Raw genomic sequence first — 25,425 nt, forward strand, 5'->3', positions numbered from 1 at the left:
GAGGAACCGCACGACAGGCGCCGCGCACCGGTGGGGCCCGGGGTCACTCCCGGGCCACGACCACCGCCGTCCCGTAAGCGCACACCTCGGTGCCCACGTCCGCGGCCTCCGTCACGTCGAAGCGGAACGCCAGCACCGCGTTGGCGCCACGCACGCGTGCCTGCTCGACGAGCCGCTCCATGGCCTGGTTGCGGGTCTCCACGAGCGTCTTGGTGAGGCCCTTCAGCTCGCCGCCGATCATCGACTTCAGGCCGGCGCCGATCTGGCTGCCCAGGTGCCGCGAGCGCACCGTCAGCCCGAAGACCTCGCCGATGACCTGCTCGACCCGGTGCCCGGGTACGTCGTTGGTGGTGACGACCAGTACGTCCGGCTGGGGCCCCTGGCCGCCGCCGTAGTCCTCGATGCCCATGTCCACAGGTTTGCCCAAGCGGAGGCACAGTGCATCCTGGGAACGCCTTGGAACCTGGGCGGGGCCGGTTGCGTTGTACGTTTGGGCAGCCAGCCCGGCCCGTAGCCCCCAGCCCGTACCCCACAGCAGGAGCCACATCCCCGTGACCACGCTTGCGCTAGGCCCCGAGTGGCTCAGCCCGGACTATCTGATCGAGACCTTCAGCCTGCCCGGCATCCTGCTGATCGTCTTCGCGGAGTCCGGCCTGTTCGCCTTCCTCCCCGGTGACTCCCTGCTGTTCACGGCGGGCCTCTTCGTGGCCGAGGGCCAGTACATCTCCCAGCCCCTGTGGCTGGTCTGCACGCTCATCGTGCTCGCGGCGGTCGTCGGTGACCAAGTGGGTTACATGATCGGCAAGTTCCTGGGGCCCAAGCTCTTCAACCGCCCGAACTCGAAGCTCTTCAAACAGGAGAACCTGGAGAAGGCGCACGAGTTCATGGAGAAGTACGGCCCGAAGGCGATCGTCCTCGCCCGCTTCGTGCCGATCGTGCGCACCTTCGCGCCCATCGTGGCCGGCGCCGGCAGCATGAAGTACCGCACGTTCCTCTCCTACAACGTCATCGGCGGCGTCGCCTGGGGCACGGGCGTCACCCTCGCCGGGTACTGGCTCGGCCAGATCAAGTTCATCAAGACGAACGTCGAGGCGATCCTGATCCTCATCGTGCTCGTCTCCGTCGTCCCGATCATCATCGAGTTCCTCCGGGAGCGGTCCAAGAAGAAGCGCGCGGCGGCCCAGCAGCCGGCCCACGCCCCGCAGCAGGCCGCGGCCCCCGTCATGGACGACGCGACCACCCAGCTCCGCCGCATCGACCAGAACGAGCCGTACGGCCGGCCGGGCAACCAGCAGGACGACTACTACGGCGGCGGGCAGCAGTACCCCCAGCAGGACTGGCAGCCGCAGCAGCAGACCTACGGCGCCCCCCAGAACACCCAGAACCCGCAGAACCAGAACGGCCAGTACCCGTACAACGGCGGCTACTGAGTCCGCGCCCTGAGGGGCGCGGCCCTCCAGGAAGGCTGCGCCCCCGGCTCAGAAGCCTCGCGTCCGCTTGGCGGCCCGCCGCTTCTCCGCCGACCCGATCCGCAGGAACATCCGCGAGATCTCCGACCCCAGGTTCACCCCGATGGCGATGGCCATGGCCAGCGCCGCGGCCTTCGTCAGGGACACCAGCCCGGCGTCCACCTTGTTCTGAGCGAACGCCAGCAGCCCGAAGTACGTGGCCGAACCGGGCAGCAGCGGACCGATCGCCGCCGTCGTGTACGGCAGCGCCGAAGCGAACCGGTACCGCGCCAGCAGCTGCCCGAACAGGCCCACCACCCCGGCCGCGACCGCCGTGGACGCGACGGGGGAGATGTCGCCGGCGTAGTGCATCGCGCCGTACACCGACCAGGCCACGCCGCCGTTCAGCGTCACGGCGAGCACGGTGGCCCGCTCCTGCTGGAGCAGCACCGCGAAGGTCAGCGACAGCAGCATCGACGCGGCGATACACCACAGCGGACGCTTGCTGATGCCCAGGGCGGCGTCGGGGTTGAGGTGCGCGCCGAGCTGCACGCCCACGTACAGCACCACCAGCACGCCGAGCACGATGCCGACGAAGAAGTACATGACCTCCAGCAGTCGTGCGGCGGCGGTGATGTAGAAGCCGGTCAGACCGTCCTGCACGCCCGCCACCAGCGCCCGCCCGGGCAGCAGCGCGAACAGTCCACCGGTGATGACCGCGGAGGCCTCCACGTCGACGTGCGTCAGCGTCAGCGCGGCCCCGATCGCGGCGGGCGGCATCGCGGCGACCAGGAACTGGTAGAACTCCGGCAGCCCGCGCCCCGCGCACAGCCAGGCCAGCCGGTCGCCGAGCATCGCGCCGAGCGCCGCCGCCACGAACACGATCAGGTCGCCGCCGACCAGCACCGAGGCCGCGCCCGCGAGCAGTCCGCTCGCCGAGGTCAGCACCCAGGTGGGGTAGGGGTGCCGGTTGCGCCGTATCTCCGCGAGGCGGCGGTAGGCCTCCTCCAGGGAGATCTGCGTCTCGGGGTCGCTGAGGTCGTCGACGAGCTGGAAGACGGCCGCCAGGCGCGTGTAGTCGGTGCCGCGGCGCCGCACGGTCCGTGAGGCCGTCACCGGGTCCTCCACCAGCGACGGCTGGTAGGAGATCGACAGGAGCGTGAAGGTGACGTTCGGCTCGCAGCGGTCGAGCCCGTAGGAGCGGCACACCGCGAACATCGCGGCCTCCACGTCCTCGGCGCCCTCACCGCCCGCCAGCAGCAGCTCCCCGATACGCAGCGTCAGGTCGAGGACGCGCGGGACGGCCGGGCCCTCGTCCTCCTCCGTCTTGGGCGCCCGCTCCGGCGCGGGCCGCTCGGCCACCGGCATGCGCAGCATCGTGCGCATCCGGTCCTGCCAGGGCACGTCCTTGGTGAGGCTGACCACCGGAAAGCCCTCGGCGGGCGTGAACGCGGCCGGGGCCTGCCGGGAGCTGTACGTTCTCGGGGGGCTGAACGCCGACCCCTCGGGTTCGCCGGCGACCGGCTGCGGGGTGTCCAGCCCCTGCGGCACGGAGAACTCCGACGTGGTCTCCGACTCGCCCCCCGCCCGGGAGACGGCCAGTCCCCGGGGGATCGCGAACTCCGAAGTGATCTCGGAGTCGAACGCGCTCCTCGCCTCGTCCGACTGCGGCTTGCGGTCCTCCGCCTCCGACACTGAGCAACGCTCCCTGAACGACACATCCCGTAGGCCTCAGTATGCGCGGATGACGCACACGTATGCGTGCGGGTCGCAAACGCGCAAACGAAAGGGCCGCACACGCACGTGTGCGGCCCCCGGGTCCCGTCCGGCGGGACCTCGCGCTCAGGGCGTCGTCAGGCCCAGGGGGAGGTCAGTGACCGCCCTGGTCCTTGAATCGCTTGTACGACCGCTCGATCTCGGCCTCGGCGTCGGTGCGGCCGACCCAGTCGGCGCCCTCGACGGACTTGCCCGGCTCCAGGTCCTTGTAGACCTCGAAGAAGTGCTGGATCTCCAGGCGGTCGAACTCCGACACGTGGTGGATGTCACGCAGGTGCTCCACGCGCGGGTCGGTCGCCGGGACGCACAGCAGCTTGTCGTCGCCGCCGGCCTCGTCCGTCATCCGGAACATGCCGATGGCGCGGCAGCGGATGAGGCAGCCCGGGAAGGTCGGCTCGTCCAGGATGACGAGCGCGTCCAGCGGGTCGCCGTCCTCGCCGAGGGTGTTCTCGACGAATCCGTAGTCGGTCGGGTAGGCGGTCGAGGTGAAGAGTCGACGGTCCAGGCGGATCCGACCGGTCTCGTGGTCCACCTCGTACTTGTTCCGCGAACCCTTCGGGATCTCGATCGTGACGTCGAACTCCACCGGTGGCTCCTCCATGATCAGCACATAGTTCTGGTGGTTAAGTGTCCCTCACGCAGGTGTGTGATCGCGAAAGGGGCTGGTGATCGTGCCCGAGCTGAGGCCGTGGCGCGCCGCGAGACCGCACGTGGTGCGGGCCGTGGACGCCGTACGACCGCGTCTGGCACAGGCCGCAGAGGTCGTACGACCGCGTCTCGCACGCGCAGCGGCTGCCGCGAAGCCGCAGGTCGTACGGCTCGCACAGGCGGCGAAACCGCAGCTCGCGCGGATCACGAGGCCGAAGGCCGGCCGGGCCTGGCAGTACTCCGCGGGTGCGGCGACCGCCGGGCTGGCCCTGGCCGCCGGCGTGGTGACGGCCGCCGGCCCCTGGGACTCCACGGGTCAGCGTACGGCCGAGCGGGACCGGGCCGCCGCACTCGAACGGACGGGTGGCGCAGATCACGGCCGCAGGGGCGATGCGTCCCGGGCGTCCGGTGGATCCGATGCGTCCGGAACGTCGGGCACCCCGCGGCCCGCCCCGAGCGCCGCGTCCGTCCTCACCGGTCTCGGCGGCGGCCAGACCCCCGTCAGGTCCGCACCCGGCTCCTCCGCGGCCCTCGCGCGCGTACTGGACCCGCTCCTGGCCGACCCCGCGCTCGGCGCGAGCCGCGCGGCGGCCGTCGTCGACGTCGCCTCCGGGCGGCGGCTGTACGGCGCGGGCGCCGACCGGCCGTTCACGCCGGCCTCCACCACGAAGATCGCCACCGCGGTCGCCGCGCTCTCCGCGATGGGCGCCGACCACCGCCTCACCACCCGCGTCGCCCTCGAACCCGGCACCGGCGAGGTGGTCCTCGTCGGCGGCGGCGATCCCACCCTCGCCGGCCGCCGCAACGCCGAGGGCTGGGCCGACCTGACGACCCTCGCCGACGCGACCGCCGCCGCCCTGAAGAAACGTGGCATCACCCGCGCGACGCTCTCCTACGACACCACCCTGTACGCCGGCTCCGAAGTTCACCCCATCGGGGTCAACGACAACCTCGCCCGCGTCACCGCACTCACGGTCGACGAGGGGCGCACCGACGGCTCCACGAGCGGCCCGGCGGTCCGCGTCCCCGACCCCGCGGCCGAAGCCGCCCGCACGTTCGCCGAGGACCTGCGCGCCCGCGGCATCGGCACCACGTCCCCTGGCCCGTCCAAGGCGACCGCGCGCGCGGTGACCCTCGCCTCGGTGTCCTCGCCGCCCCTGTCCGCCCTCGTCGAACGCATGCTGACCAACAGCGACAACGACATCGCCGAAGCCCTCGCCCGCCAGACCGCCGTGGCGACCGGCGTCCGCCCCGACTTCGCCGGCGCCGGAAAGGCCGTCCAGAAGCAGCTCGAGGGACTGGGAGTGCCCCTGTCAGGCGCCGTGTTCAGGGACGGCAGCGGCCTCGACCGCGGCGACCGCCTCACGGCGAACCTCCTCACCGCGCTCCTCGCCAAGGCCGGCGACCCCGCACGCCCCGACCTCCGCCCGGCCCTGACCGGCCTGCCCGTCGCCGGCTTCACCGGCACCCTCAGCGCCCGCTACGCCGACGGCGCGGCCGGCATCGTCCGCGCCAAGACCGGCACCCTCACCGGCGTCAACACCCTCGCCGGCACGGCCGTCGACAAGAACGGCCGCCTGCTGGCCTTCGCCGTCCTCACCTCGCAGACGACGGACCCCGCGGCGGCCCAGTCGGCCCTGGACCGTGCGGCGACAGCCCTGGCGACGTGCGGCTGCACCTGAGACGGACCGATCGGCTCGGGCGGGCTCGCGACGACCGCCCGCCGGGCCGCCGCCCGGATCACAGCACGCCGGGACCGCCGAGGGGGCTTCGCGCTCTGCCCGAGGTCGCGGGCCTCACGTACGGTTGACACATGACGAGCATCGGTGGTGCCTCTTCCGGGATGGTCGACTGGGATCTCGCGGTGGCGACCGCGACGCGGCTCGTGCGGCCGGGGCCCGACGTGAGCCGGGACGAGGCCCGGGCCGTCGTCGCCGAGTTGCGCCGGCACGCGAAGGCCTCGGAGGGACACGTCCGCGGCTTCACCGGTCTGGGCACCGAGGAGACCCACGACACCCCCGTCCTCGTCGTCGACCGCCCCGGCTGGATCCGGGCGAACGTCGCCGGCTTCCGCGAGATCCTCAAGCCCCTCCTGGAGAAGATGCAGGAACGCCGCGGCGGCGGCGCCGGCGGCACCGTCCTCAGCGCCGTCGGCGGCAAGGTCACCGGCGTGGAACTGGGCATGCTGCTGTCGTTCCTGGCCTCCCGCGTCCTCGGCCAGTACGAGACCTTCGCGCCCGCCGCCCGTGAACTCCCCGGCGGCAACGGCGCGGGCCGGCTCCTCCTCGTCGCGCCGAACATCGTGCACGTCGAGCGCGAACTCGACGTCGACCCGCACGACTTCCGCCTCTGGGTGTGCCTGCACGAGGAGACCCACCGCACCCAGTTCTCCGCGGTGCCCTGGCTGCGCGACCACCTCGAGGGCGAGATCCAGGCGTTCCTGGCGGAGACCGACGTCGACCCCATGACCTTCCTGGAACGCGTCCGTGAGGCCGCCCAGTCCCTCGCCGGCGGCCGCCCCGAGGGCGAGGAGGACGACGGCGGGCACTCCCTCGTCGAACTCGTCCAGAGCCCGGCCCAGCGCGAGATCCTCGCCCGCCTCACCGCCGTGATGTCCCTGCTGGAGGGCCACGCCGACTTCGTCATGGACGGCGTCGGACCGGACGTCGTGCCGACCGTCTCCGAGATCCGCGAGAAGTTCCAGCAGCGCCGCGCCAAGGGCGCCTCCCGCCTGGACATGGCCCTGCGCAAGCTCCTCGGCCTGGACGCCAAGCTCCGGCAGTACAAGGACGGCGAACGCTTCGTGCGGGCCGTCGTCGACCAGGTCGGCATGGACGGCTTCAACCGGGTGTGGACCTCACCCAACACGCTCCCCACCAAGGCCGAGATCGCCAAACCGGCGGACTGGGTCGCCCGGGTGCACCGCAAGGCCGACCCGGCGTGACGTGAGAACGCCGAACGGCAGGCGAACGCCCTCGCAATCACCCGTCCGAGGGACCGTGAGCCTCTCGCAGGCGTGCAATGCTCGGGGAGCGGCCCGATTCTGTCACCATCTACACACTCTGCGTGACCGGACTCGGGCTCACCCCCGACAACTTCATTGAAGGGAACCGGACATGGGTCCCCATCCAGCGGTCGCGGCGATACGCCTGGCGGTCCGCCGCGTCCTCCACGACATCCTCAACGACCACACCGGCGCCCCCGGAGCCCCGGCCCCCGCCGAGGCCCCTCGCGGCTCCGACGCCCCACCGCACGAGCGCCCGCACCCGCCGCTCGTGCTCGTCGCGTGCTCCGGCGGCGCCGACTCCATGGCGCTCGCGTCCGCCCTCGCCTTCGAAGCACCCAAGCTCGGCATCCGTGCCGGCGGCGTCACCGTCGACCACGGTCTGCAGGCCGGCTCCGACCAGCGCGCCGACGAAGTCGTCCTGCGGCTTCGCGAACTCGGCCTCGATCCCGTCGAGGCCATGGCCGTCACCGTCGGCCGGCAGGGCGGCCCCGAGGCGGCCGCCCGCGACGCACGCTACGCCGCCCTGGACGCCGTCGCCGAACGCCACGGCGCCACCGCGGTCCTGCTCGGCCACACCCGCGACGACCAGGCGGAGACCGTCCTCCTCGGCCTCGCCCGCGGCTCCGGCATCCGCTCCCTGTCCGGGATGGCCGCGGTCTCGGGGGCCGGCGGCCGCTACCGGCGCCCCTTCCTCGCCCTGGACCGGCAGACCGCCCGCAAGGCCTGCATGGCCCAGTCCCTGCCGGTCTGGGACGACCCGCACAACACCGACCCGGCCTACACCCGCTCCCGGCTGCGCCACGAGGGCCTGCCCGCGCTGGAGAAGGCCCTCGGCAAGGGCGTCGTCGAAGCCCTCGCCCGGACGGCCCAGCTCTCCCGCGACGACGCCGACGCCCTCGACGCGTGGGCCGGCCAGGCCGAGACCTCCGTACGGGACGCGACGGGCCTGCTGGAGTGCGCCAAGCTCTACGCCCTGCCGCCCGCCGTACGACGGCGCATCCTGCGCCGCGCCGCCATCGACGCGGGCGCGCCGGCCGGCTCGCTCTTCGCCCGGCACATCGAGGAGATCGACCGGCTGATCACCGGCTGGCGCGGGCAGGGCGCCATCAATCTCCCCGGCAAAGTCGTGGCCCAGCGTCAGGGTGGCAGACTGGTGATTCGGCAAGGCTGAATCCGGACCCCTCCGGCACCGCGTGGAGGGGCGGCCGGCCGGTGGGACGACCGAAAGTGATGCGGGTGGACGCGAAAGACATGGGTGCCGACCTCAAGAAGGTGCTCATCACCAAGGAAGAGATCGACGCCAAGCTCGCCGAGCTGGCGGCGAAGATCGACGCGGAGTACGCGGGCAAGGACCTGCTCATCGTCGGCGTCCTCAAGGGCGCGGTGATGGTCATGGCCGACCTCGCCCGGGCGCTGTCCACCCCCGTCACCATGGACTGGATGGCCGTGTCCTCCTACGGCGCGGGCACCCAGTCCTCCGGTGTGGTGCGGATCCTCAAGGACCTCGACACCGACATCAAGGGCCGGCACGTCCTGATCGTCGAGGACATCATCGACTCCGGCCTGACCCTGTCCTGGCTGCTGTCCAACCTCGGCTCGCGCGAGCCCGCCTCCCTCAAGGTGTGCACGCTGCTGCGCAAGCCCGAGGCCGCGAAGGTCGCCATCGACGTCGAGTGGGTCGGCTTCGACATCCCCAACGAGTTCGTCGTCGGCTACGGCCTCGACTACGCCGAGAAGTACCGCAACCTCCCGTTCGTCGGTACGCTCGCGCCCCACGTCTACGGCGGTTGAGCCGTACGGGCGGGGTGCGGTGACCAGACGGCCCAAGCCCCGCGGCACGACCGGGAACCCCAGCGGGTCCAGCACCGTTGAGGCTTGCAGACGGGTACGCCGACCTTCCAGTGCGGCTTCGCGCGACAATGCTGGGGTACCGTCAGAAGAACTGTCTTATCAAACTCACTATGGCAGGAGGGACGGGGCGGCTCCGCTCCGTATGGATGGACGTGAAGCGATACTTCCGTGGGCCGGTCATGTGGATCGTGCTGGCCGTCCTTGCCGTGGTCGTGTTGATGCAGGTCGTCGGCTCGTCCGGCGGCTACAAGACGGTGGACACCGGCCAGGTCGTGGCAGCGATCAACGACAACAAGGTCGAGTCGGCCAAGCTGACCACCGGTGACGATCAGATCGTCAAGATCACCCTCAAGGACGGCGAGAAGGTCGAGGGCAGCTCCAAGGTCCAGGCCAGCTACATCGGCGACCAGGGCGTGACCATCGCCAACACGCTGCAGACCAAGTACCAGGACAAGCAGATCCCGGACGGCTACACAGTGTCGCCGTCCAAGCAGAACCCGATCGTGGGCATCCTGCTCACGCTGCTCCCCTTCGTCCTCATCGTCGTCGTGTTCCTGTTCCTGATGAATCAGATGCAGGGCGGCGGCTCCCGGGTCATGAACTTCGGCAAGTCCAAGGCCAAGCTCATCACCAAGGACACTCCGAAGACGACGTTCTCCGACGTCGCCGGTTCGGACGAGGCCGTCGAGGAACTGCACGAGATCAAGGAGTTCCTGCAGGAGCCTGCGAAGTTCCAGGCCGTCGGCGCCAAGATCCCCAAGGGCGTTCTGCTCTACGGGCCTCCCGGCACCGGCAAGACCCTGCTCGCGCGCGCCGTCGCCGGCGAGGCGGGCGTCCCCTTCTACTCGATCTCCGGCTCCGACTTCGTCGAGATGTTCGTCGGCGTCGGCGCCTCCCGGGTGCGCGACCTCTTCGAGCAGGCCAAGGCGAACGCCCCGGCGATCGTCTTCGTCGATGAGATCGACGCGGTCGGCCGCCACCGCGGCGCCGGCCTCGGCGGCGGTCACGACGAGCGCGAGCAGACGCTGAACCAGCTGCTCGTCGAGATGGACGGCTTCGACGTCAAGGGCGGCGTGATCCTCATCGCCGCGACGAACCGGCCCGACATCCTCGACCCGGCCCTCCTGCGCCCCGGCCGTTTCGACCGTCAGATCGCGGTCGACCGCCCGGACATGCAGGGCCGTCTGGAGATCCTCAAGGTCCACCAGAAGGGCAAGCCGGTCGCGCCCGACGTCGACCTGTCGGCCGTCGCCCGCCGCACGCCCGGCTTCACGGGCGCCGACCTGTCGAACGTGCTGAACGAAGCCGCGCTCCTCACGGCGCGCAGCGACAAGAAGCTGATCGACAACCAGATGCTGGACGAGGCCATCGACCGCGTCGTGGCGGGCCCGCAGAAGCGGACCCGGATCATGTCGGACAAGGAGAAGAAGATCACCGCGTACCACGAGGGCGGACACGCCCTGGTCGCGGCGGCTTCCCCCAACTCCGACCCCGTCCACAAGATCACGATCCTGTCCCGGGGCCGCGCCCTCGGTTACACGATGGTGCTCCCGGACGAGGACAAGTACTCGACCACCCGCAACGAGATGCTCGACCAGCTCGCCTACATGCTGGGCGGCCGGGCGGCCGAGGAACTGGTCTTCCACGACCCGACCACGGGCGCCGCGAACGACATCGAGAAGGCCACTGCCACGGCCCGCGCGATGGTCACCCAGTACGGCATGACGGAGCGGCTCGGCGCCATCAAGTTCGGCGGCGACAACACCGAGCCCTTCCTCGGCCGTGAGATGGCTCACCAGCGCGACTACTCGGAAGAGGTCGCCGCGCTGGTGGACGAGGAAGTCAAGAAGCTCATCGAGAACGCGCACAACGAGGCCTGGGAGATCCTGGTCGAGAACCGCGACGTCCTCGACAACCTCGTGCTCCAGCTGCTGGAGCGGGAGACGCTGGGCAAGGAGGAGATCGCCGAGATCTTCGCCCCCATCGTCAAGCGCCCGCCGCGGCCCGCCTGGACGGGCTCCTCGCGGCGCACGCCGTCCACCCGTCCGCCGGTGCTCTCCCCCAAGGAGCTCGCACTGACGAACGGCGCGAACGGCGCGTCGCCGGCGATCAGCACCGCCAAGTCCACCGCGTCGGATCCGGCCACGGTGGCCGAGCCGGCCCCTGAGGAGCGTCCCGAAAACTGACGCTCCGCCCGGAATGGATGCCGCGCCCCCCGAGGTTCTAGCCTTGGGGGGCGCGGCGTTTCCGCATGCCCGCAGCTCAGGCGCGTGACCCACGCGCGCGACCCGCACAGGAACGAGACAGCAGATGACCGACCCCGTGACGCTGGCCGGCGAGGGCCCGATCGGCGCGTTCGACGCGAAGCGCGCCGAGAACGCCGTACGAGAACTGCTGCTCGCAGTCGGCGAGGATCCGGACCGGGAGGGCCTGCGTGAGACGCCGGCCCGGGTCGCGCGGGCTTACCAGGAGATCTTCGCGGGGCTGTGGCAGCGGCCGGAGGACGTGCTGACGACCACGTTCGACCTGGGGCACGACGAGATGGTGCTCGTGAAGGACATCGAGGTCCTGAGCAGCTGTGAGCATCATCTGGTCCCCTTCGTCGGGTTCGCCCATGTCGGCTACATCCCGTCCGCCGAAGGCAAGATCACCGGGCTCTCGAAGCTGGCCCGGCTCGTGGACGTCTACGCCCGGCGTCCGCAGGTGCAGGAACGGCTCACCACGCAAGTCGCCGACTCCCTGATGGAGATCCTGGAGCCCCGGGGAGTGATCGTCGTCATGGAGTGCGAGCACATGTGCATGTCGATGCGGGGGGTGCGCAAGCCCGGGGCGAAGACCATAACGTCGGCGGTCCGCGGTCAGCTGCGCGATCCCGCGACCCGTAACGAGGCGATGAGCCTGATCATGGCGCGCTGACGCCGACGCGCCCCGCGGCGGCCACGGCGGCCTTGGCGGCCGTCACGCCGTGGAGGCGGCTCCCGTGTTGTCGTCGTCGTCCTCGGGGAGCTTGCAGACCCGTTCCAGGAAGATGGCCGCCGCTATGACGGCGATGCCGGCCACGACGGAGAAGGCGGCGTAGACCGCCTGGTCGCGGCGGGCGGGCATGTCCAGCGACTCCAGCAGGAAGACGCCGGTGCCGCCGTACATGCCGGCGACGAGGGCGGCCACCAGCGCGCTGGCGTGGCCGAAGACGACGGCGCGCGCCGCCATCAGGGGGTCGACGCCCTTGGCCTCGGGGCGGCGCTCGCGCTGCGCCTTGAGGCGGGCGCGCAGGGAGAGGGCCGTGGCCAGCAGGATCGCGGCGATCACGGCGAGCGCGATGGGCGCCGCCAGCGGGACGCTGGGGAGCGTCCCGAGCGAGTTCCACAGGCGGGCGCCCGCCCAGGACAGGACGCCGGCGACGAGGAAGACGCCGACCAGCGTCCTGATGCGCAGCTCTCTCACGGTGTCCCTTCGGTTCCCCCGGATGCCAGGGGCTGTGGTCGTCGCGGCCCTCGTCGACCTTAACGACTACTCGGGCAGCCTGAGTTCCAGGTCCGCCCGCGCTTCCACACCCTCGCGGGTGACCGCGTCGAGCAGGTCGGCGACCGCGCCCCGGCCGGGGACGCGGGCCTCGGGGTCCACGTCGTGCCACGGCGCGAGGACGAAGGCCCGTTCGTGGGCGCGGGGGTGCGGGAGCGTCAGGTGCGGGTCGTCGGAGACGACGTCGGCGTACGCGACGATGTCGACGTCCAGCGTGCGCGCGCCCCAGCGCTCGTCGCGCACGCGGTGGAAGGCCTCCTCGACCGCGTGCGCCCGCTCCAGCAGCGAGGACGGGGGCAGGGTCGTCTTCAGGACGACGACGGCGTTGAAGTAGGCCGGCTGGCTGCCGGGCTCGACGCCCCACGGCTCCGTCTCGTACACGGGGGAGACGGCCTTCACCCGCACGCCCGGGGTGTCCTCCAGGGCGTCGATGGCGCCCTGGAGGGTCTCCAGGCGGTTGCCGAGGTTGGAGCCGATGGCGACGACGGCCCGTTTCGGGTTGTGGAGCGTGGTGTCGGCGGCGTCGACCTTCTCGACGACGGAGGCCGGTACCGGCTGTACGGTCGGGTCGCTGTGACCCTCGGTGAAGGACGCGGTCATGCTCGGCTCCGGGTGATGGTGACGGTCACGTCGTCGAAGGGGACCGTGATCGGCGCGTCCGGCTTGTGGACGCAGACCTCGACCTCCTGGACCCCTTCGTGCTTCAGGCAGGCCTGGGCGATGCGCTCGGCGAGCGTCTCGACGAGGTCGACGGGATCACCCTCGACGACGGCGACGACTTCCTCCGCCACGATGCCGTAGTGCACGGTCTTCGCCAGGTCGTCGTCGGCCGCGGCCGGACGGGTGTCCAGGCCGAGGGCGAGGTCCACGATGAAGGTCTGGCCCTCTTCGCGTTCCCTGGGGAACACGCCGTGGTACCCGCGGGCCTTCAGGCCGCGCAGCGCGACACGATCCACGCGAATCCTCCTGCAATCGTCGGTGACGGCCGGTTCGTCCGTGTGCGGGCGTCACACCGGCCTCGGACGAATCTACCCGCGAGCACTGACATCGCCGGGCCATGGGCACCCTCGGCACCGGACCGGACGTCAGAGGTTCACCGGGCGTTTCCCCTGGGGAGGCCGGTGGCTCACGGGCTGATAGCCGCCCCTACCCGCGAGTTCGTGATTCCAACCACTTCTTGGTCCCTTCGGCGTCCCGGCCGGCGTCGCGGAGGCCCGCCCGCCGGCTCAAGCGAGGGTCTCGCCGCCGCCGTTGCCGCTCTCGCCGTCCTCGTCGTTCTCGCCGTTGTCCGGGCCCTCGTCGTCGTCGGCTTCGGCCAGCACCGGGGAGGCGTGGTGCGACCACAGCTTCCAGCCGTCGGACGTGCGGCGGAAGACGTTCGTGGCGACCACCAACTGGCCCACGAGCGGCCCCAGCTCCTCGCCCTCCTCCGGTGCGGGACCGCCGCTGAGGATGTTCTCGGTGCAGGTCACCAGGGCGGTGTCGCCGGTCACGGACACATGCACGTCGGTGAGGAAGAACTGGATGTAGTCGGTGTTCGCCATGATCAGCGCGTACGACCGGAGCACCTCGCCGCGTCCGGTGAGCACGGGCCAGCCGGGGTGCACGCAGGAGACCACGCCGGTGTCCGCCGGGTCGTGGTACTCCTCGTCGACGCCGAGGTCGGCGGGCGTGAGCCAGAACGAGGACACCGACTCGAAATCGCCGCGCTCCAGCGCCTCGTAGAAGGCGGTGTTGGCGGCCTCGACCTGCTCGACGTCCGTGTGCGGGGCGCTCACAGGGCTCCCTCTGCGCCGTCGCGGGGGGTGTCCTGGCCGGTCGCGCGGTGGTGCGTGCGCGCTCCCTCCACGGTGCGCGCTCCCTCCACGGCGCGCGCGACCCGTACGGCGTCCGCGGTCGCGCGTACCTCGTGCACGCGGACCGCCCACGCGCCCGCGTGCGCCGCGAGAGCGGAGACGGCGGCGGTCGCGGCGTCGCGTTCGCGGGCGGGGGGCGGAGCGCCCTGCGGGCCGGCCAGCACACGGCCGAGGAAGCGCTTGCGGGAGGCGGCGACGAGCAGAGGGCGGCCGAAGGCGTGCAGACGGTCCAGGCAGGCCAGCAGCGACAGATCGTGGTCGGCCTCCTTGGAGAAGCCGAGGCCGGGGTCGATGACGACGCGGTCGGGGGAGACGCCGCCGGCGACGACTGCGTCCACGCGCGCGTGCAGTTCGTCGACGACTTCGCGGACGACGTCCTCGTAGACGCCGCGGACGTTGCCGCCCTCCAGGAAGCCGCGCCAGTGCATGACGACGAAGGGGGCGCCCGCGTCGGCGACGACCGGGATCATCTCGGGGTCGGCCAGTCCGCCGCTGACGTCGTTGACCAGGGCGGCGCCGGCGGCGAGGGCCCGGGCGGCGACGGAGGCGCGCATGGTGTCGACGGAGACGACGACTCCCTCGGAGGCGAGCCCGCGGACTACGGGGACGACACGGCGCAGCTCCTCCGCCTCGTCCACACGGGCCGCTCCGGGGCGGGTGGACTCGCCGCCCACGTCGACGAGGTCGGCGCCCTCGGCGACCAGGTGGAGGCCGTGCTTGACGGCGGTCGTCGTGTCGAAGAAGCGGCCGCCGTCGGAGAAGGAGTCGGGGGTCACGTTGACGACGCCCATGACCGCGCAGCGGTCCCACTCGGGAAGGCCGTCGACGTGCCCGCGTCCGCTCTGCTTGCTCATACGTTCAGCGTAGGCCCAGCGGGGCGCCGGGACGGTGCGCGGCCCGGTCGGAGGCCCCGGGTGGGGCGCTCCGGCCGGGCCGGGCCGGGTCCTGGGCGGCAGGGCGGCTAGGCGGCCCGCATGTCCCGTTCGCGCACCCGGTCCGCCGCCACGACGTGCGCGCACGCGCGCGGGGTGGCGGTGCGGCGGCGCAGGAAGCGCGGCAGGGGGAGGGCCAGGGTGACGAAGCCCTCGGCCTGCATGGCGGCGAAGCCGATGCGGGGCAGGTCGGCGGAGGCCCGGTAGACCACGAAGCGGGGCTCCCAGCGCGGCTGGAACTTCGCGTTGAACTTGTACAGCGACTCGATCTGGAACCAGCGCGAGAGGAACACCAGCAGTCCCCGCCAGGCGCGCAGCACCGGGCCCGCGCCGATCTTCTCGCCGCGTGCCAGCGCCGAGCGGAACATGGCGAAGTTGAGGGACACGCGCGCGATGGCGAACTTCGGCGCGGCCTGGAGGGCGGCGACGATCAGCAGTTCGTTCATGCCCGGGTCGGCCGAGCGGTCGCGGCGCATCAGGTCGAGGGAGGCGCCGTCCGTGCCCCAGGGCACGAAGTGCAGGATCGCCTTCAGGTCGCCGTACTCGCCCGGCTCGGCGTCGGCCTTGTGGGCGGTGGCGATGAGGCAGTCGCCGTCGGAGGGGTCGCCGATCCGGCCGAGGGCCATGGAGAAGCCGCGCTCGGTGTCGGTGCCACGCCAGTCCTCGGCGGCGCGCCGGATGCGCTCCAGTTCGGCTTCGCCGAGGTCACGGACACGACGGACCCGGGTCTCGTAACCGGCGCGCTCGATGCGCTTGACCATCTGGCGCACGTTGCGCATCGCGCGGCCGGCGAGCGAGAAATCCGCCACGTCCACCACCGCCTCGTCGCCCAGCTCCAGGGCGTCGAGTCCGGTCTCGCGGGTCCACACCTCTCCGCCCGTCTCCGAGCAGCCCATGACGGCGGGGGTCCATGAGTGGGCCTTGGCCTCGTCCATGAAGCGCTCGATGGCGCCGGGCCAGGCCTCGACGTCGCCGATGGGGTCGCCGCTGGCGAGCATCACGCCGGAGACGACGCGGTAGGTCACGGCCGCCTTGCCGCTGGGGGAGAACACGACGGCCTTGTCGCGGCGCAGCGCGAAGTGGCCGAGGGAGTCGCGGCTGCCGTGCTTGGCCAGCAGGCTGCGCAGCCGGGACTCGTCCTCCTCGGTGAGGCGGGCCGCCGGGTGCTCGGGCCGGAAGGCGAGGTAGATGGTGGTGACCGCGGTGATCCAGCCGAGGGCGCCCAGGGAGAAGGCGACCGTCCAGGAGGTGTTGCCCTGGTAGTCGACGGGGCCTTCGAAGCCGAACAGGCCGTACAGCACGTGGGTGATGCGGTCGGCCAGGCTCGGGTCGCCGATCAGACGGCCGGGGTGGGCGCTGACGATGACCATGCCCAGCATGAGCGAACCTGCGCCCATGAGGACGAAGTTGGCGAGCGCGCGCCAGCGGCTGCGCGGGTCGGGCAGCGCGGCGAACTGGTCGCGGTGGACGAGCAGCGGTATCAGCAGCGCCAGGGAGATCAGCACGCCGATGACGGAGTGCCGGTAGGTGAACTGCGCGACGGCGCCCGCGGGGAGGAGCACGACGGCCGCACGCCACGCGCGCCGCTTGCCGCGCTTGAGACCGTGCGCGAGCAGCAGCAGCAGGACGCCCGCGCTGAGCGACATGGCGGCCGCGAACGGACCGAAGGAGCCGGGCAGGACCTCGGCGATGGTGTGCATCCTGCTGTGCCGGAACCGGGGGAACACGCCCGCGGCGACGTCCAGCAGACCCACGAGGGCGCACGCCCTGCTGACGAGGACGGGCACGGCCTCGGGGCGGGGGCCCCGGATCAGCCGGCGAACCCTGCTCGGAACCCCGCCCGACATTTCCTCATCTTCCCTGACAGACATCGCATCCCGTAGTTCCGCGAGAGACATGGAGACCCGGGCCCGATCGGGCATCCGGCGACTTTGCGCCCTCTAGGACGGTGTCTCGGGGAGAGAGGTTCACTCGCCTCGTCAAAGCCGCCGAAAAGGCCAAGGAAAGTCCGGGAAAAGCCCTCGCGCAGGAGCGGAGGCGGACGGGAACCCCGGCGGAGAGCGCAGGCAGGAACACCTCATGGGTCTCACGAGCAACGCAACGCTGTGGACGACGGCCGGCGCCGCTCTACTGCTGTTCACCGGCACGGTGTGGCAGTGGCCGCGGCTGGCCGGGCGCGGCTGGCGGGCCGTCACCGGGCGCGTCGGTCTGCTGCTCGCCACGCAGGTGGCGCTCTTCGCGGCGGTGGGCCTCGCCGCCAACCAGGCGTTCGGCTTCTACGCCAGCTGGGCCGACCTGTTCGGGCAGGAGAACGACCAGGGCGTCGTCGTCGACCACGCGGAGGACGGCCGTCCGACGGGACCGCTGCGCGTCGTCGACACGCGCCGCCTGGCGGGCGGGGGGCAGACGAGCACGAGCGGGCAGATCCAGCAGGTCACCGTGGCGGGCCGGACGACGGGCATCAACTCGCCCGCGTTCGTGTACCTGCCCCCGGAGTACTTCGACCCGCAGCAGCGCACGCGTACGTTCCCCGCGGCCGTCGTCCTCACGGGCTACCCCGGCACGGCCAAGGCGCTCGTCGACAAGCTGGAGTACCCGCGCACCGCGCGGGAGCTCGCCAAGGCCGGCCGTATGGAGCCGACGATCCTGGTGATGCTGCGGCCGACGGTGGCGCCGCCGAGGGACACCGAGTGCGTGGACATCCCGGGCGGGCCGCAGACCGAGTCGTTCTTCGCCAAGGACCTGCCGGAGGCGGTGGCGGCGCACTACCGGGTGAACAAGAAGCCCGGCAGCAGATGGGGCGTCATAGGCAACTCCACGGGCGGTTACTGCGCCCTGAAGCTGGCGATGCACCATCCCGACGTCTTCGCGGCGGGCGCCGGCCTGTCGCCGTACTTCACCGCGCCGTCCGACCCGACGACCGGCGACCTCTTCCACGGCGACAAGACCCGCCGCGCCGAGGCCGACCTGCGCTGGTACATCAAGCACCGGCCCGCGCCGGACACTTCGCTGCTCGTCACCAGCAGCAAGGTCGGGGAATCCGACTACAAGCCCACGATGAAGTTCATCGACATGGTGAAGGCGACGAAGAAGACGAGGATCTCGTCGATCATCCTCGAAAGCGGCGGACACAACTTCAACACCTGGCGGAGGGAGATCCCGGCGACCCTGGAGTGGGTCAGCGGACGGCTGAGCAGCCCGTGACACCGGGGCCGCGGCGGCCGCCCAACGGAAACGATCTTGTTTGTTCGTCGAATTCCGTGACAGCGCTGAATGCCGATGCGCTGTGAAGACTTCGGAACGGCTGGGTTTTTACGGGGCGGGGCGCCAACAATCCTCTACGCGCGGTAAGTTTCTGGCCATGCCACGTGGACGTCACCGCCATTCACCGCCCTTGCACAGGCTGCTTCCTCCGTCGGCGATCGCAGGCGTCTCCATCGTCTGCGCCCTCGGTCCCTGGGTGTTCACGGAGCCCTTCGCGCTCCGAGGTCTGGCCGCCGCCGCCGCGGCGACGGCGGTCATCGGCGCGATCGTCATGCGCCGTTGGGACATCCAGGCCGGCAAGCAGGTCGCCGACCTCACGCGCGCGCGTGCGGGCGACGAGTGGCGCTTCGAGGAGCGTGTCGCCGAGTTGGAGAGCGACCTCGACGAGTCGCGCGAGCTGCGGATCAAGCTGGAGCAGCGGCTGCGCGCCAAGCGCGCCGAACTCGCCGGCCTGCGCAACGAGCACGCGGCGCTGCTGCGCCGCTACGCCACCGCCGAGACGGAGCGGGCGACCGCCCTGGAGGGCCGCCGCCTGCTGGAGATAGAGGCCGCGCCACCGTCGAACGCCCTGCCGCCCGCGAGGGCTGCGGAGACGGCCGAGGGTGCGGGGACCGAGGGGACTTCGGCCGACGAGGCCGCTGTCGAGGACGTCTCGGTCGACGAGGCCGCGCTCGCCGGCGGATCGGTCGACGGGACTGCGGTCGACGGGGCTTCGGCGGCTGGGGCTTCGAAGGCCGGCGTATCCGCTTCCGGGGCGCCCGGTGAGGGCGAGTCCGAGGCTCCCGCGGTCTTCTCCGCCGACGGCTCCAAGCTGTTCCTGCGTGCGCTGAGCGCGCTCGCCCGCTTCGACGCCGACCGGCCCGAGCGCGCGGAGTCGGCGAAGCCCGAGCCGGTTCAGCCTGCGGTGTCCGAGCCGGTGAAGTCCGCCGAGCCGGCCGAGCCCGTCGGGCCGGCCAAGCCCGGCAAGCAGGCCGAGGCCACCAAGACCGAGCCCACCGACACCACCAGCACCACCGAACCCGCCGACGCCAAGCCCGCTTCGGTCGCCTTCTCCAAGGCCGGCGGCGACAAGGAGGCCGCGCGGGAGGACGAGGCGGAGGGGAAGCCCGAGGCGGTCGACGAGCACACGCGCGCGGCCGCCCCTCCCCTGGAAGCCGAAGAGAACGAGGCCCCGGCACAGACGACGGCCGCAGCCGCGCCGGAAGAGGCCGCCGAGCGGACGCAGGCCACAGACGCGAACTCGGCAGACGGAACAGACGGCACGGACGCCACGGACACCCCGGAAGCGCCTCACGCAGTCGTTCCCGCGCGGCGCCCCGGCGGGCACTTCACGGTGCCGACCGCCGTGGCCGTCGCTCCCGAGTCGCAGCCGGTGCGCCGGCCCACGGCCGAGGGCGGGTTCGACTTCTTCGGCACGAAGGAGTCGGCGGCGTCCGACGCCCTGGAGGCCGTGCAGAACGAGGACCTCGCCGACGTCGTCGGCCAGGAGGCGCTCGCGCTGCACAAGGCGGAGACCGAGGCGGAGTTCAAGCCGGCCGACGACGACTCGCGCCGCGTCGGCCAGGTGATCGACCTGACCGCGCACGACGAGACCGAGCAGATCGACCTGCACCGCCTGCGCAGCGCCGTCTCCTGAACAACCCTTGCGCGACAGCTGCTAGGCCATCCACCGGTCGGGCCGGGCGTCACGGCGTCCGGTCCAGGACCGTTCGGCCTGGCCGCGCAGCAGCTCCGCGGCCTCCCGCGCGTCCCGCAGACGCGCCGTGACGGTCGTTCCGGCCCCCGAGTCCACCCGCACGTCGGCGACGTGCCACAGCCGCTGCCAGGGCCCTTGCGTGAGCCGCACGCTCTGCACCTTGGCGTGCGGGACGAGCGCCAGACTCCGGCGCAGCAGCCCGTGCCGGGAGGTGAAGACCGTGTCGGTGACCGCCGTCCCGTAGCCCCGCCACCACACCGGGACGCACCGTCCGGCCCGGCGGGGCGGCCGTGCCAGGGCGGCGGCGTCGGGGACGGCGACGCCGGGCAGCACGCGCGCGATGACGGCCTCCGCGGCCTCGCGCGGGGCGACCGGGACGAGCACGGAGTTGGTCGAGCCGGCCACGTCCAGCTCGACGCGCACCCACCCCCTGCGCCGCCACAGCAGCGGCTCGACGATCCGGACCGTCTGCACCCGCCCGGGCGGCACCGTCTCGTGCGCGCGGTCCAGCAGACCGTGGTCGATCCGCAGCCCGTCCGGTGAATCGCCGACGCTCCAGTCGAACTCCGCGACGAACCGCCCCACGCTGCGCGCGCCCGCCGCGCCGAGCAGCGGCACACCCGTCGCCAGCACCGTCCACACGCTCTCGGTGACGAGCCACAGCACCGGCAGCACCACGAGCGCGGCGATCAGCGCGCCCCAGGTCGCGCCGGTCAGCGCCAGCGCGATCGCCAGCTCGCGCGCGGGCACGCGCAACAGCTCGCGCGCCGGGGCCTCGCCGACCTCGTGCGCCGTCTCGGGGGCGAAGCCGGCCGCACGCGCGAGCAGTTCGGCCCGCAGCGCGCTCGCCTCGTCCTCGCCGAGGAAGGCGAGTTCGTCCTTCTTGTCGGCGCCGACCACGTCGAGCCGCAGTTTGGCGACGCCGGCGATCCGCGCGAGCAGCGGCCGGGTGACGTCGACGGCCTGGATGCGTTCCAGCCGGATGTGCGCCGTGCGCCGGAACACCAGGCCGGTCCGTATGCGCAGTTCGCTGTCCGTCACCGCGAAGTGGGTGAACCACCAGCTCAGGAAGCCGTAGAGGGCAGCCGCGGGGACGACGACGGCGAGTGCGATCAGCAGGGTCGTCGTGGTGAGCCGCGTCAGCTGCCGCTGGGCCTGGTTCGGGTCGTGCAGCGCCCAGCCGGCGACCACCGCGATGGGCGCCCACGCGCGCCGGAACGGCGTCACGGGGTGCAGTCGGCGCTCGACGACGGTCCGCGCCCGCGTGGCGGCGGTCACGCCGTCGTCGACGCCCGGGGCCGTCACAGTCCCGCCGATCGGGCCTCGCCGAGCTGGGTGAGCCGGTCACGCAGCCGTTCCGCCTCGGCCGGGTCCAGCCCCGGGATCCTCGCGTCCGTCGCGGCGGCCGCCGTGTGCAACTGGACGCCGGCCAGCCCGAAGTACCGCTCCACGGGACCGGAGGTCACCTCGACGAGCTGCATCCGCCCGTACGGCACGACCGTCTCCTCGCGCCACAGCACGCCCCGGCTGATCAGCAGGTCGTCGGCGCGCTCGGCGTAGCGCCAGGAGCGCCAGTTGCGGCCGAGCATGACCCACCCCCAGCCGATGCCCGCCAGGGGCAGCAGCGCGAACGCCGCCCAGGCGGGCCCGGCGAGCAGACCGAGCAGCACCCCGACGCCGGCCGCCGCGAGCCCCAGCCACACCACCAGCAACAGCCGCCGCATCCGCAGCAGTCCGGGCGGCAGCCCGGTCCACGCCGCGCCGCCTCCCACCGTCTCCACGCCCCCCGGGCCCGCCGGGCTCCCCGTCTCCATGCGGCCAGCGTACGTAGGGGAGACTGGGGCCATGACTCCTACGACGGAGACCACGGTCGGGATCGGCGGCGCCGCGGAGAGCACCGACATGGTGCTCAACATCGGCCCGCAGCATCCCTCCACGCACGGCGTCCTGCGGCTGCGGCTCGTGCTGGACGGCGAGCGCATCATGCACGCGGAGCCGGTGATCGGCTACATGCACCGGGGCGCGGAGAAGCTGTTCGAGGCGCGTGACTACCGCCAGATCGTGATGCTGGCCAACCGCCACGACTGGCTGTCGGCGTTCTCCAACGAGCTGGGCGTGGTCCTCGCGGTGGAGCGCATGCTCGGCATGGAGGTGCCCCCGCGCGCGGTGTGGACGCGCACGCTCCTCGCGGAGCTGAACCGGGTGCTCAACCACCTGATGTTCCTCGGCTCCTATCCCCTGGAGCTCGGCGGCATCACGCCGGTCTTCTACGCCTTCCGCGAGCGCGAGGTCCTCCAGAACGTGATGGAGGAGGTCTCCGGCGGGCGCATGCACTACATGTTCAACCGGGTCGGCGGCCTCAAGGAGGACCTGCCGGCGGGGTGGGCCTCCCGCGCGCGGGGGGCCGTCGCCGCCGTCCGCTCCCGCATGGACGTCTTCGACGACCTCGTCCTCGGCAACGAGATCTTCCGGGGCCGCACGCGCGGCGTGGGCGTCCTCTCCTCACGGGCCGTGCACGCGTACGGCGTGAGCGGGCCCATCGCGCGCGCGTCCGGCGTCGACTTCGACCTGCGCCGCGACGAGCCCTACCTGGCCTACGGGGAGCTCCAGGACACGCTGAGGGCGGTGACCCGGACGGAGGGCGACTGCCTGGCCCGCTTCGAGTGCCTCCTGGAGCAGACGCACGTCGCGCTGGACCTCGCGGACGCCTGTCTGGACCGCCTCGCCGAGCTGCCGCCCGGCCCGGTCAACCAGCGGCTCCCCAAGGTCCTCAAGGCGCCCGAGGGACACACGTACGCGTGGACCGAGAACCCCCTCGGGGTCAACGGCTACTACCTCGTCAGCAAGGGCGAGAAGACCCCGTACCGGCTGAAGCTGCGCTCGGCCTCGTACAACAACATCCAGGCGCTGACCGAGCTGCTGCCGGGCACGCTGGTCGCGGACATGGTGGCGATCCTGGGCTCGATGTTCTTCGTGGTCGGGGACATCGACAAGTAATCGGGCCCTCTCGGCGGCGGGGGCGAGCGCTCCGGCGTGCGCGTCAGCGGGACGGGGCGAGCGGGTCGGCGATCCCGACCGGCTGGAGCAGCCAGGCGAAGCCGCCGAGGCCGCCCGCCGCGGTGAGTTCGGCCGCCTCGCCGGCGCTCGCGAGGGCGCGGACGTACGCGGCGGGGTCCGTGGAGGCCAGCGCGAGCGGGGGGCGCGCGCCGGTGACGCCCAGGGCGTGCAACGCCTCCCGCTGGGAGAGCAGACGGGGCGCGGACGGTGAAAGCGCCGGTGTGCCTGCCTGCGCGCAGGCGTCCAGTGCGACATGCGCCGTGAGGTCGCACGAGCCGTCCGGCACGGGCGTCGTCTCCCGGCCCTCCCGGTAGCCCGTGAGCGTCCCGAACGGGGGGCGAGCGTCCGCCGTGTGCGCGTAGTCCACGGCCACGGCGAGCCCCCGCCCGACCCGGGCGACGGCGGACGCCCAGGCGGTGTCCCGGGGCAGCCCGATCTCCGCCCGCAGCCCCTCCTCGCCGGCCAGGGGCCACCAGCGCGCGAGCCACTCCGCCTCCGCGCCGGACACCGGCTCGCCGAGCCGCTCTGCCCCGTCGCCTCGTACGAGCACCCGGCGCGCGGTTCCGGCGGAGTCGACCTCGGCGACCTCGACGGGCACGTTGTCCAGCCACTCGTTGGCGAACAGCAGCCCGGTGACCTCATGGGGCGGCTCGGGCAGCCACTCGACCCGACGGTCGAGGCCCGCAGGACGGGCGGCGATCTCGACGGCGTACGCGCGTGTGCGGGCCGCCACGTCGGCGGGGAGCGCGGCGAGCACCGCGGTGACCAGCTCACCGCGTCCGGCGGCCATGTCGACGAAGTCGAGCGACGCGGGCCGGCCCAGCGCCTCGTCCACCTCGCAGAGCAGCCGGGCCACCGCACCGGCGAAGAGCGGGGACGCGTGCACGGATGTGCGGAAGTGCCCCGCCGGGCCCTCGGGGCGGCGGTAGAAGCCGTCCGTCCCGTAGAGCGCGTCCTGCGTCGCCGCCCGCCAGCCGCGCCATCCACCGGAACCCGTCACCTGTGCCGCCACCGGCTCAGACTATGCGCACAGGTGATCGCCTCCTCCACCTTGCGGAGTATGCGCGCCGGACCCGGATCGGCCCTCCGGTTGACCCGTGCACACATCGGGCTTCCCTACTCTGGGTTACGTGCAGCGCCTCTATGACTTCATCCGCAGACACCCGAGCGGGGTCGACGGCTTCTGGGCCTTCGTCCTGTTCGGGATCTCTGTGGTGGCCGACACCTCCACCAGGAACACCGGCCAGGGAACCGACGATCCGGCACTCATCGTGCCGGTGGCCTTCCTGCTCTGCCTGGTGGTGGCGCTGCGACGGCGCATGCCCGAGGGGATGCTCCTGCTGGCCGGCGCCATCGGCGTGGCGCAGCTGGCGCTGGACGTCGCGACGATGGCCGCCGACTTCGCCCTGCTGGTGATCGTCTACACGGTCGCCGCGACGGGCGTGCGCTGGTCGTCCTGGCTGGCCCTGGGCACGGGGCTGAGCGCGGCGACGCTGGCGCAGATGCGCTGGCCGAACGGGCAGACCAGCGCGTGGGGCAATGTCGCGATCGTCGTCTTCCAGACGGTGCCGTTCGCCCTCGCCTGGGTGCTCGGCGACTCCATGCGGACCCGCCGCGCCTACTTCGCGCAACTGGAGGAGCGGGCCTCCCGCCTGGAGAAGGAGCGCGAGGCGCAGGCGAAGGTCGCGGTCGCCGCCGAACGCGCCCGTATCGCGCGCGAGTTGCACGACGTCGTCGCGCACAACGTGTCGGTGATGGTGGTGCAGGCCGACGGCGCGGCCTATGTCCTCGACGCCGCCCCCGACCAGGCGAAGAAGGCCCTGGAGACGATCTCCTCGACCGGCCGCCAGGCGCTCGCCGAGATGCGCCGCCTGCTGGGCGTGCTGCGCACCGGGGAGCACCAGGAGAGCGGCGAGTACGTGCCGCAGCCGGACGTCGAGCAGATCAAGGACCTGGTCGAGCAGTGCAGCGGCTCCGGTCTGCCCGTCGACTTCAAGGTCGAGGGCACTCCGCGTCCGCTGCCCAGCGGCGTCGAGCTCACCGCGTACCGCATCGTGCAGGAGGCGCTGACCAACACGCGCAAGCACGGCGGACCGCACGCGGGCGCCAGCGTGCGCCTGGTCTACTTCGACGACGGTCTCGGCCTGCTCGTCGAGGACGACGGCAAGGGCGCCCCGCACGAGCTGTACGAGGAGGGCGGCATCGACGGCCAGGGGCACGGGCTGATCGGCATGCGCGAGCGGGTCGGCATGGTCGGCGGCACGCTGGACGCCGGCCCGCGCCCGGGCGGAGGATTCCGCATCAGCGCCCTGCTGCCGCTCAAACCGGCGCACTGACGCCCCTGCACGCCCCCCGTTGACACCTGTAA

General features: G+C 72.2%; 23 protein-coding genes. 11 read left to right on the forward strand and 12 right to left on the reverse strand.

What is annotated here, in order from left to right; translation table 11 throughout:
* Nucleotides 1–43: 43 nt before the first annotated feature.
* Nucleotides 44–409 (reverse strand): YbjQ family protein, encoded by a 366-nt coding sequence (locus tag ACFYXA_RS32175; protein ID WP_130438436.1) that lies wholly within the window; start codon nt 407–409, stop codon nt 44–46.
* A 142-nt stretch (nt 410–551) separates the two neighbouring features.
* On the opposite strand from ACFYXA_RS32175, the gene ACFYXA_RS32180 reads away from it, so the two are divergent.
* Entirely contained in the window at nt 552–1,430 is an 879-nt protein-coding gene (locus ACFYXA_RS32180; RefSeq protein WP_352244876.1) for a VTT domain-containing protein, read from the forward strand.
* Between the two features lie 48 nt (nt 1,431–1,478).
* Here ACFYXA_RS32180 and ACFYXA_RS32185 read toward each other — a convergent pair whose 3' ends face one another.
* Nucleotides 1,479–3,143, reverse strand: a complete 1,665-nt coding sequence (locus tag ACFYXA_RS32185) for a threonine/serine exporter family protein (RefSeq protein ID WP_352244877.1) — start codon at nt 3,141–3,143, stop codon at nt 1,479–1,481.
* A 175-nt stretch (nt 3,144–3,318) separates the two neighbouring features.
* Nucleotides 3,319–3,810, reverse strand: coding sequence for an inorganic diphosphatase (locus ACFYXA_RS32190; protein WP_055637912.1), 492 nt, complete (start codon nt 3,808–3,810; stop codon nt 3,319–3,321).
* 79 nt (nt 3,811–3,889) lie between these two features.
* On the opposite strand from ACFYXA_RS32190, the gene dacB reads away from it, so the two are divergent.
* The 6 genes from dacB to folE all read left to right on the forward strand — a co-directional run bounded on the left by dacB (nt 3,890) and on the right by folE (nt 11,646).
* A complete protein-coding gene (gene dacB / locus ACFYXA_RS32195; RefSeq protein WP_389039585.1) occupies nt 3,890–5,554 on the forward strand; it encodes a D-alanyl-D-alanine carboxypeptidase/D-alanyl-D-alanine-endopeptidase in 1,665 nt (554 codons plus the stop codon).
* Between the two features lie 131 nt (nt 5,555–5,685).
* On the forward strand, nt 5,686–6,816 hold the full coding sequence (locus tag ACFYXA_RS32200; RefSeq protein ID WP_352244879.1) for a zinc-dependent metalloprotease: 1,131 nt from the start codon (nt 5,686–5,688) through the stop codon (nt 6,814–6,816).
* Between the two features lie 172 nt (nt 6,817–6,988).
* Complete coding sequence (gene tilS, locus ACFYXA_RS32205) at nt 6,989–8,050, forward strand: tRNA lysidine(34) synthetase TilS (protein ID WP_389039588.1); 1,062 nt, start codon at nt 6,989–6,991, stop codon at nt 8,048–8,050.
* A 59-nt stretch (nt 8,051–8,109) separates the two neighbouring features.
* On the forward strand, nt 8,110–8,670 hold the full coding sequence (gene hpt, locus ACFYXA_RS32210; RefSeq protein ID WP_130439488.1) for a hypoxanthine phosphoribosyltransferase: 561 nt from the start codon (nt 8,110–8,112) through the stop codon (nt 8,668–8,670).
* A 206-nt stretch (nt 8,671–8,876) separates the two neighbouring features.
* The gene (gene ftsH, locus ACFYXA_RS32215) at nt 8,877–10,916 is read left to right on the forward strand and encodes an ATP-dependent zinc metalloprotease FtsH (protein WP_130438424.1); all 2,040 of its coding nucleotides are present in this window, start codon (nt 8,877–8,879) and stop codon (nt 10,914–10,916) included.
* Between the two features lie 124 nt (nt 10,917–11,040).
* Nucleotides 11,041–11,646: a GTP cyclohydrolase I FolE gene (gene folE / locus ACFYXA_RS32220; protein WP_351090557.1), complete on the forward strand. Its 606-nt coding sequence runs from the start codon at nt 11,041–11,043 to the stop codon at nt 11,644–11,646.
* 42 nt (nt 11,647–11,688) lie between these two features.
* Here folE and ACFYXA_RS32225 read toward each other — a convergent pair whose 3' ends face one another.
* The 6 genes from ACFYXA_RS32225 to ACFYXA_RS32250 form a co-directional block, all read right to left on the reverse strand.
* On the reverse strand, nt 11,689–12,174 hold the full coding sequence (locus ACFYXA_RS32225; protein ID WP_351090559.1) for a DUF3180 domain-containing protein: 486 nt from the start codon (nt 12,172–12,174) through the stop codon (nt 11,689–11,691).
* 66 nt (nt 12,175–12,240) lie between these two features.
* Nucleotides 12,241–12,852 carry a 2-amino-4-hydroxy-6-hydroxymethyldihydropteridine diphosphokinase gene (folK, locus tag ACFYXA_RS32230; protein WP_352244882.1) on the reverse strand — a complete coding sequence of 204 codons (612 nt, stop codon included), beginning with the start codon at nt 12,850–12,852 and terminating at the stop codon, nt 12,241–12,243.
* Entirely contained in the window at nt 12,849–13,208 is a 360-nt protein-coding gene (gene folB / locus ACFYXA_RS32235; RefSeq protein ID WP_130438416.1) for a dihydroneopterin aldolase, read from the reverse strand. Before folB ends, folK begins: the two co-directional genes overlap by 4 nt.
* Before the next feature lie 270 nt (nt 13,209–13,478).
* Nucleotides 13,479–14,030 carry a nuclear transport factor 2 family protein gene (locus ACFYXA_RS32240; protein WP_130438414.1) on the reverse strand — a complete coding sequence of 184 codons (552 nt, stop codon included), beginning with the start codon at nt 14,028–14,030 and terminating at the stop codon, nt 13,479–13,481.
* Nucleotides 14,027–14,962 (reverse strand): dihydropteroate synthase, encoded by a 936-nt coding sequence (gene folP / locus ACFYXA_RS32245; protein WP_352244883.1) that lies wholly within the window; start codon nt 14,960–14,962, stop codon nt 14,027–14,029. Before folP ends, ACFYXA_RS32240 begins: the two co-directional genes overlap by 4 nt.
* Before the next feature lie 107 nt (nt 14,963–15,069).
* Nucleotides 15,070–16,887, reverse strand: coding sequence for a phosphatidylglycerol lysyltransferase domain-containing protein (locus ACFYXA_RS32250; RefSeq protein WP_352244884.1), 1,818 nt, complete (start codon nt 16,885–16,887; stop codon nt 15,070–15,072).
* A gap of 232 nt (nt 16,888–17,119) precedes the next feature.
* Here ACFYXA_RS32250 and ACFYXA_RS32255 point away from each other — a divergent pair, with 232 nt between their 5' ends.
* Both ACFYXA_RS32255 and ACFYXA_RS32260 read left to right on the forward strand, forming a co-directional pair.
* Complete coding sequence (locus tag ACFYXA_RS32255) at nt 17,120–18,244, forward strand: alpha/beta hydrolase-fold protein (protein ID WP_352244885.1); 1,125 nt, start codon at nt 17,120–17,122, stop codon at nt 18,242–18,244.
* A 157-nt stretch (nt 18,245–18,401) separates the two neighbouring features.
* Nucleotides 18,402–19,940: a hypothetical protein gene (locus ACFYXA_RS32260; protein ID WP_389039597.1), complete on the forward strand. Its 1,539-nt coding sequence runs from the start codon at nt 18,402–18,404 to the stop codon at nt 19,938–19,940.
* A 21-nt stretch (nt 19,941–19,961) separates the two neighbouring features.
* On the opposite strand, the gene ACFYXA_RS32265 is transcribed toward ACFYXA_RS32260, so the two are convergent.
* Together ACFYXA_RS32265 and ACFYXA_RS32270 are read right to left on the reverse strand one after the other, a co-directional pair.
* Nucleotides 19,962–21,305: a PH domain-containing protein gene (locus tag ACFYXA_RS32265; protein WP_389039600.1), complete on the reverse strand. Its 1,344-nt coding sequence runs from the start codon at nt 21,303–21,305 to the stop codon at nt 19,962–19,964.
* Complete coding sequence (locus ACFYXA_RS32270) at nt 21,302–21,814, reverse strand: PH domain-containing protein (protein ID WP_389039603.1); 513 nt, start codon at nt 21,812–21,814, stop codon at nt 21,302–21,304. The genes ACFYXA_RS32265 and ACFYXA_RS32270 overlap by 4 nt, the downstream gene beginning before the upstream one ends.
* Before the next feature lie 31 nt (nt 21,815–21,845).
* Between ACFYXA_RS32270 and ACFYXA_RS32275 the strand changes: the two genes are divergently transcribed.
* Complete coding sequence (locus ACFYXA_RS32275; RefSeq protein WP_130438400.1) at nt 21,846–22,997, forward strand: NADH-quinone oxidoreductase subunit D; 1,152 nt, start codon at nt 21,846–21,848, stop codon at nt 22,995–22,997.
* Nucleotides 22,998–23,040: 43 nt separating this feature from the next.
* Here ACFYXA_RS32275 and ACFYXA_RS32280 read toward each other — a convergent pair whose 3' ends face one another.
* Nucleotides 23,041–24,069, reverse strand: a complete 1,029-nt coding sequence (locus ACFYXA_RS32280; protein ID WP_352244891.1) for an SAM-dependent methyltransferase — start codon at nt 24,067–24,069, stop codon at nt 23,041–23,043.
* Between the two features lie 118 nt (nt 24,070–24,187).
* Between ACFYXA_RS32280 and ACFYXA_RS32285 the strand changes: the two genes are divergently transcribed.
* Nucleotides 24,188–25,393, forward strand: coding sequence for a sensor histidine kinase (locus ACFYXA_RS32285; RefSeq protein ID WP_352244892.1), 1,206 nt, complete (start codon nt 24,188–24,190; stop codon nt 25,391–25,393).
* Nucleotides 25,394–25,425 lie beyond the last annotated feature (32 nt).

Origin of the sequence: Streptomyces sp. NPDC002566, assembly GCF_042889585.1 — a bacterium.
Classification (GTDB): domain Bacteria; phylum Actinomycetota; class Actinomycetes; order Streptomycetales; family Streptomycetaceae; genus Streptomyces.

What these genes read in the sequence shown, in the direction of transcription:
- ACFYXA_RS32175 (WP_130438436.1), bottom strand. Translation starts at nt 409, where the DNA reads ATGGGCATCGAGGACTACGGCGGCGGCCAGGGGCCCCAGCCGGACGTA.
- ACFYXA_RS32200 (WP_352244879.1), top strand. Translation starts at nt 5,686, where the DNA reads ATGACGAGCATCGGTGGTGCCTCTTCCGGGATGGTCGACTGGGATCTC.
- tilS (WP_389039588.1), top strand. Translation starts at nt 6,989, where the DNA reads ATGGGTCCCCATCCAGCGGTCGCGGCGATACGCCTGGCGGTCCGCCGC.
- hpt (WP_130439488.1), top strand. Translation starts at nt 8,110, where the DNA reads ATGCGGGTGGACGCGAAAGACATGGGTGCCGACCTCAAGAAGGTGCTC.
- ftsH (WP_130438424.1), top strand. Translation starts at nt 8,877, where the DNA reads ATGGACGTGAAGCGATACTTCCGTGGGCCGGTCATGTGGATCGTGCTG.
- folE (WP_351090557.1), top strand. Translation starts at nt 11,041, where the DNA reads ATGACCGACCCCGTGACGCTGGCCGGCGAGGGCCCGATCGGCGCGTTC.
- folK (WP_352244882.1), bottom strand. Translation starts at nt 12,852, where the DNA reads ATGACCGCGTCCTTCACCGAGGGTCACAGCGACCCGACCGTACAGCCG.
- folP (WP_352244883.1), bottom strand. Translation starts at nt 14,962, where the DNA reads ATGAGCAAGCAGAGCGGACGCGGGCACGTCGACGGCCTTCCCGAGTGG.
- ACFYXA_RS32250 (WP_352244884.1), bottom strand. Translation starts at nt 16,887, where the DNA reads ATGTCGGGCGGGGTTCCGAGCAGGGTTCGCCGGCTGATCCGGGGCCCC.
- ACFYXA_RS32255 (WP_352244885.1), top strand. Translation starts at nt 17,120, where the DNA reads ATGGGTCTCACGAGCAACGCAACGCTGTGGACGACGGCCGGCGCCGCT.
- ACFYXA_RS32260 (WP_389039597.1), top strand. Translation starts at nt 18,402, where the DNA reads ATGCCACGTGGACGTCACCGCCATTCACCGCCCTTGCACAGGCTGCTT.
- ACFYXA_RS32270 (WP_389039603.1), bottom strand. Translation starts at nt 21,814, where the DNA reads ATGGAGACGGGGAGCCCGGCGGGCCCGGGGGGCGTGGAGACGGTGGGA.
- ACFYXA_RS32275 (WP_130438400.1), top strand. Translation starts at nt 21,846, where the DNA reads ATGACTCCTACGACGGAGACCACGGTCGGGATCGGCGGCGCCGCGGAG.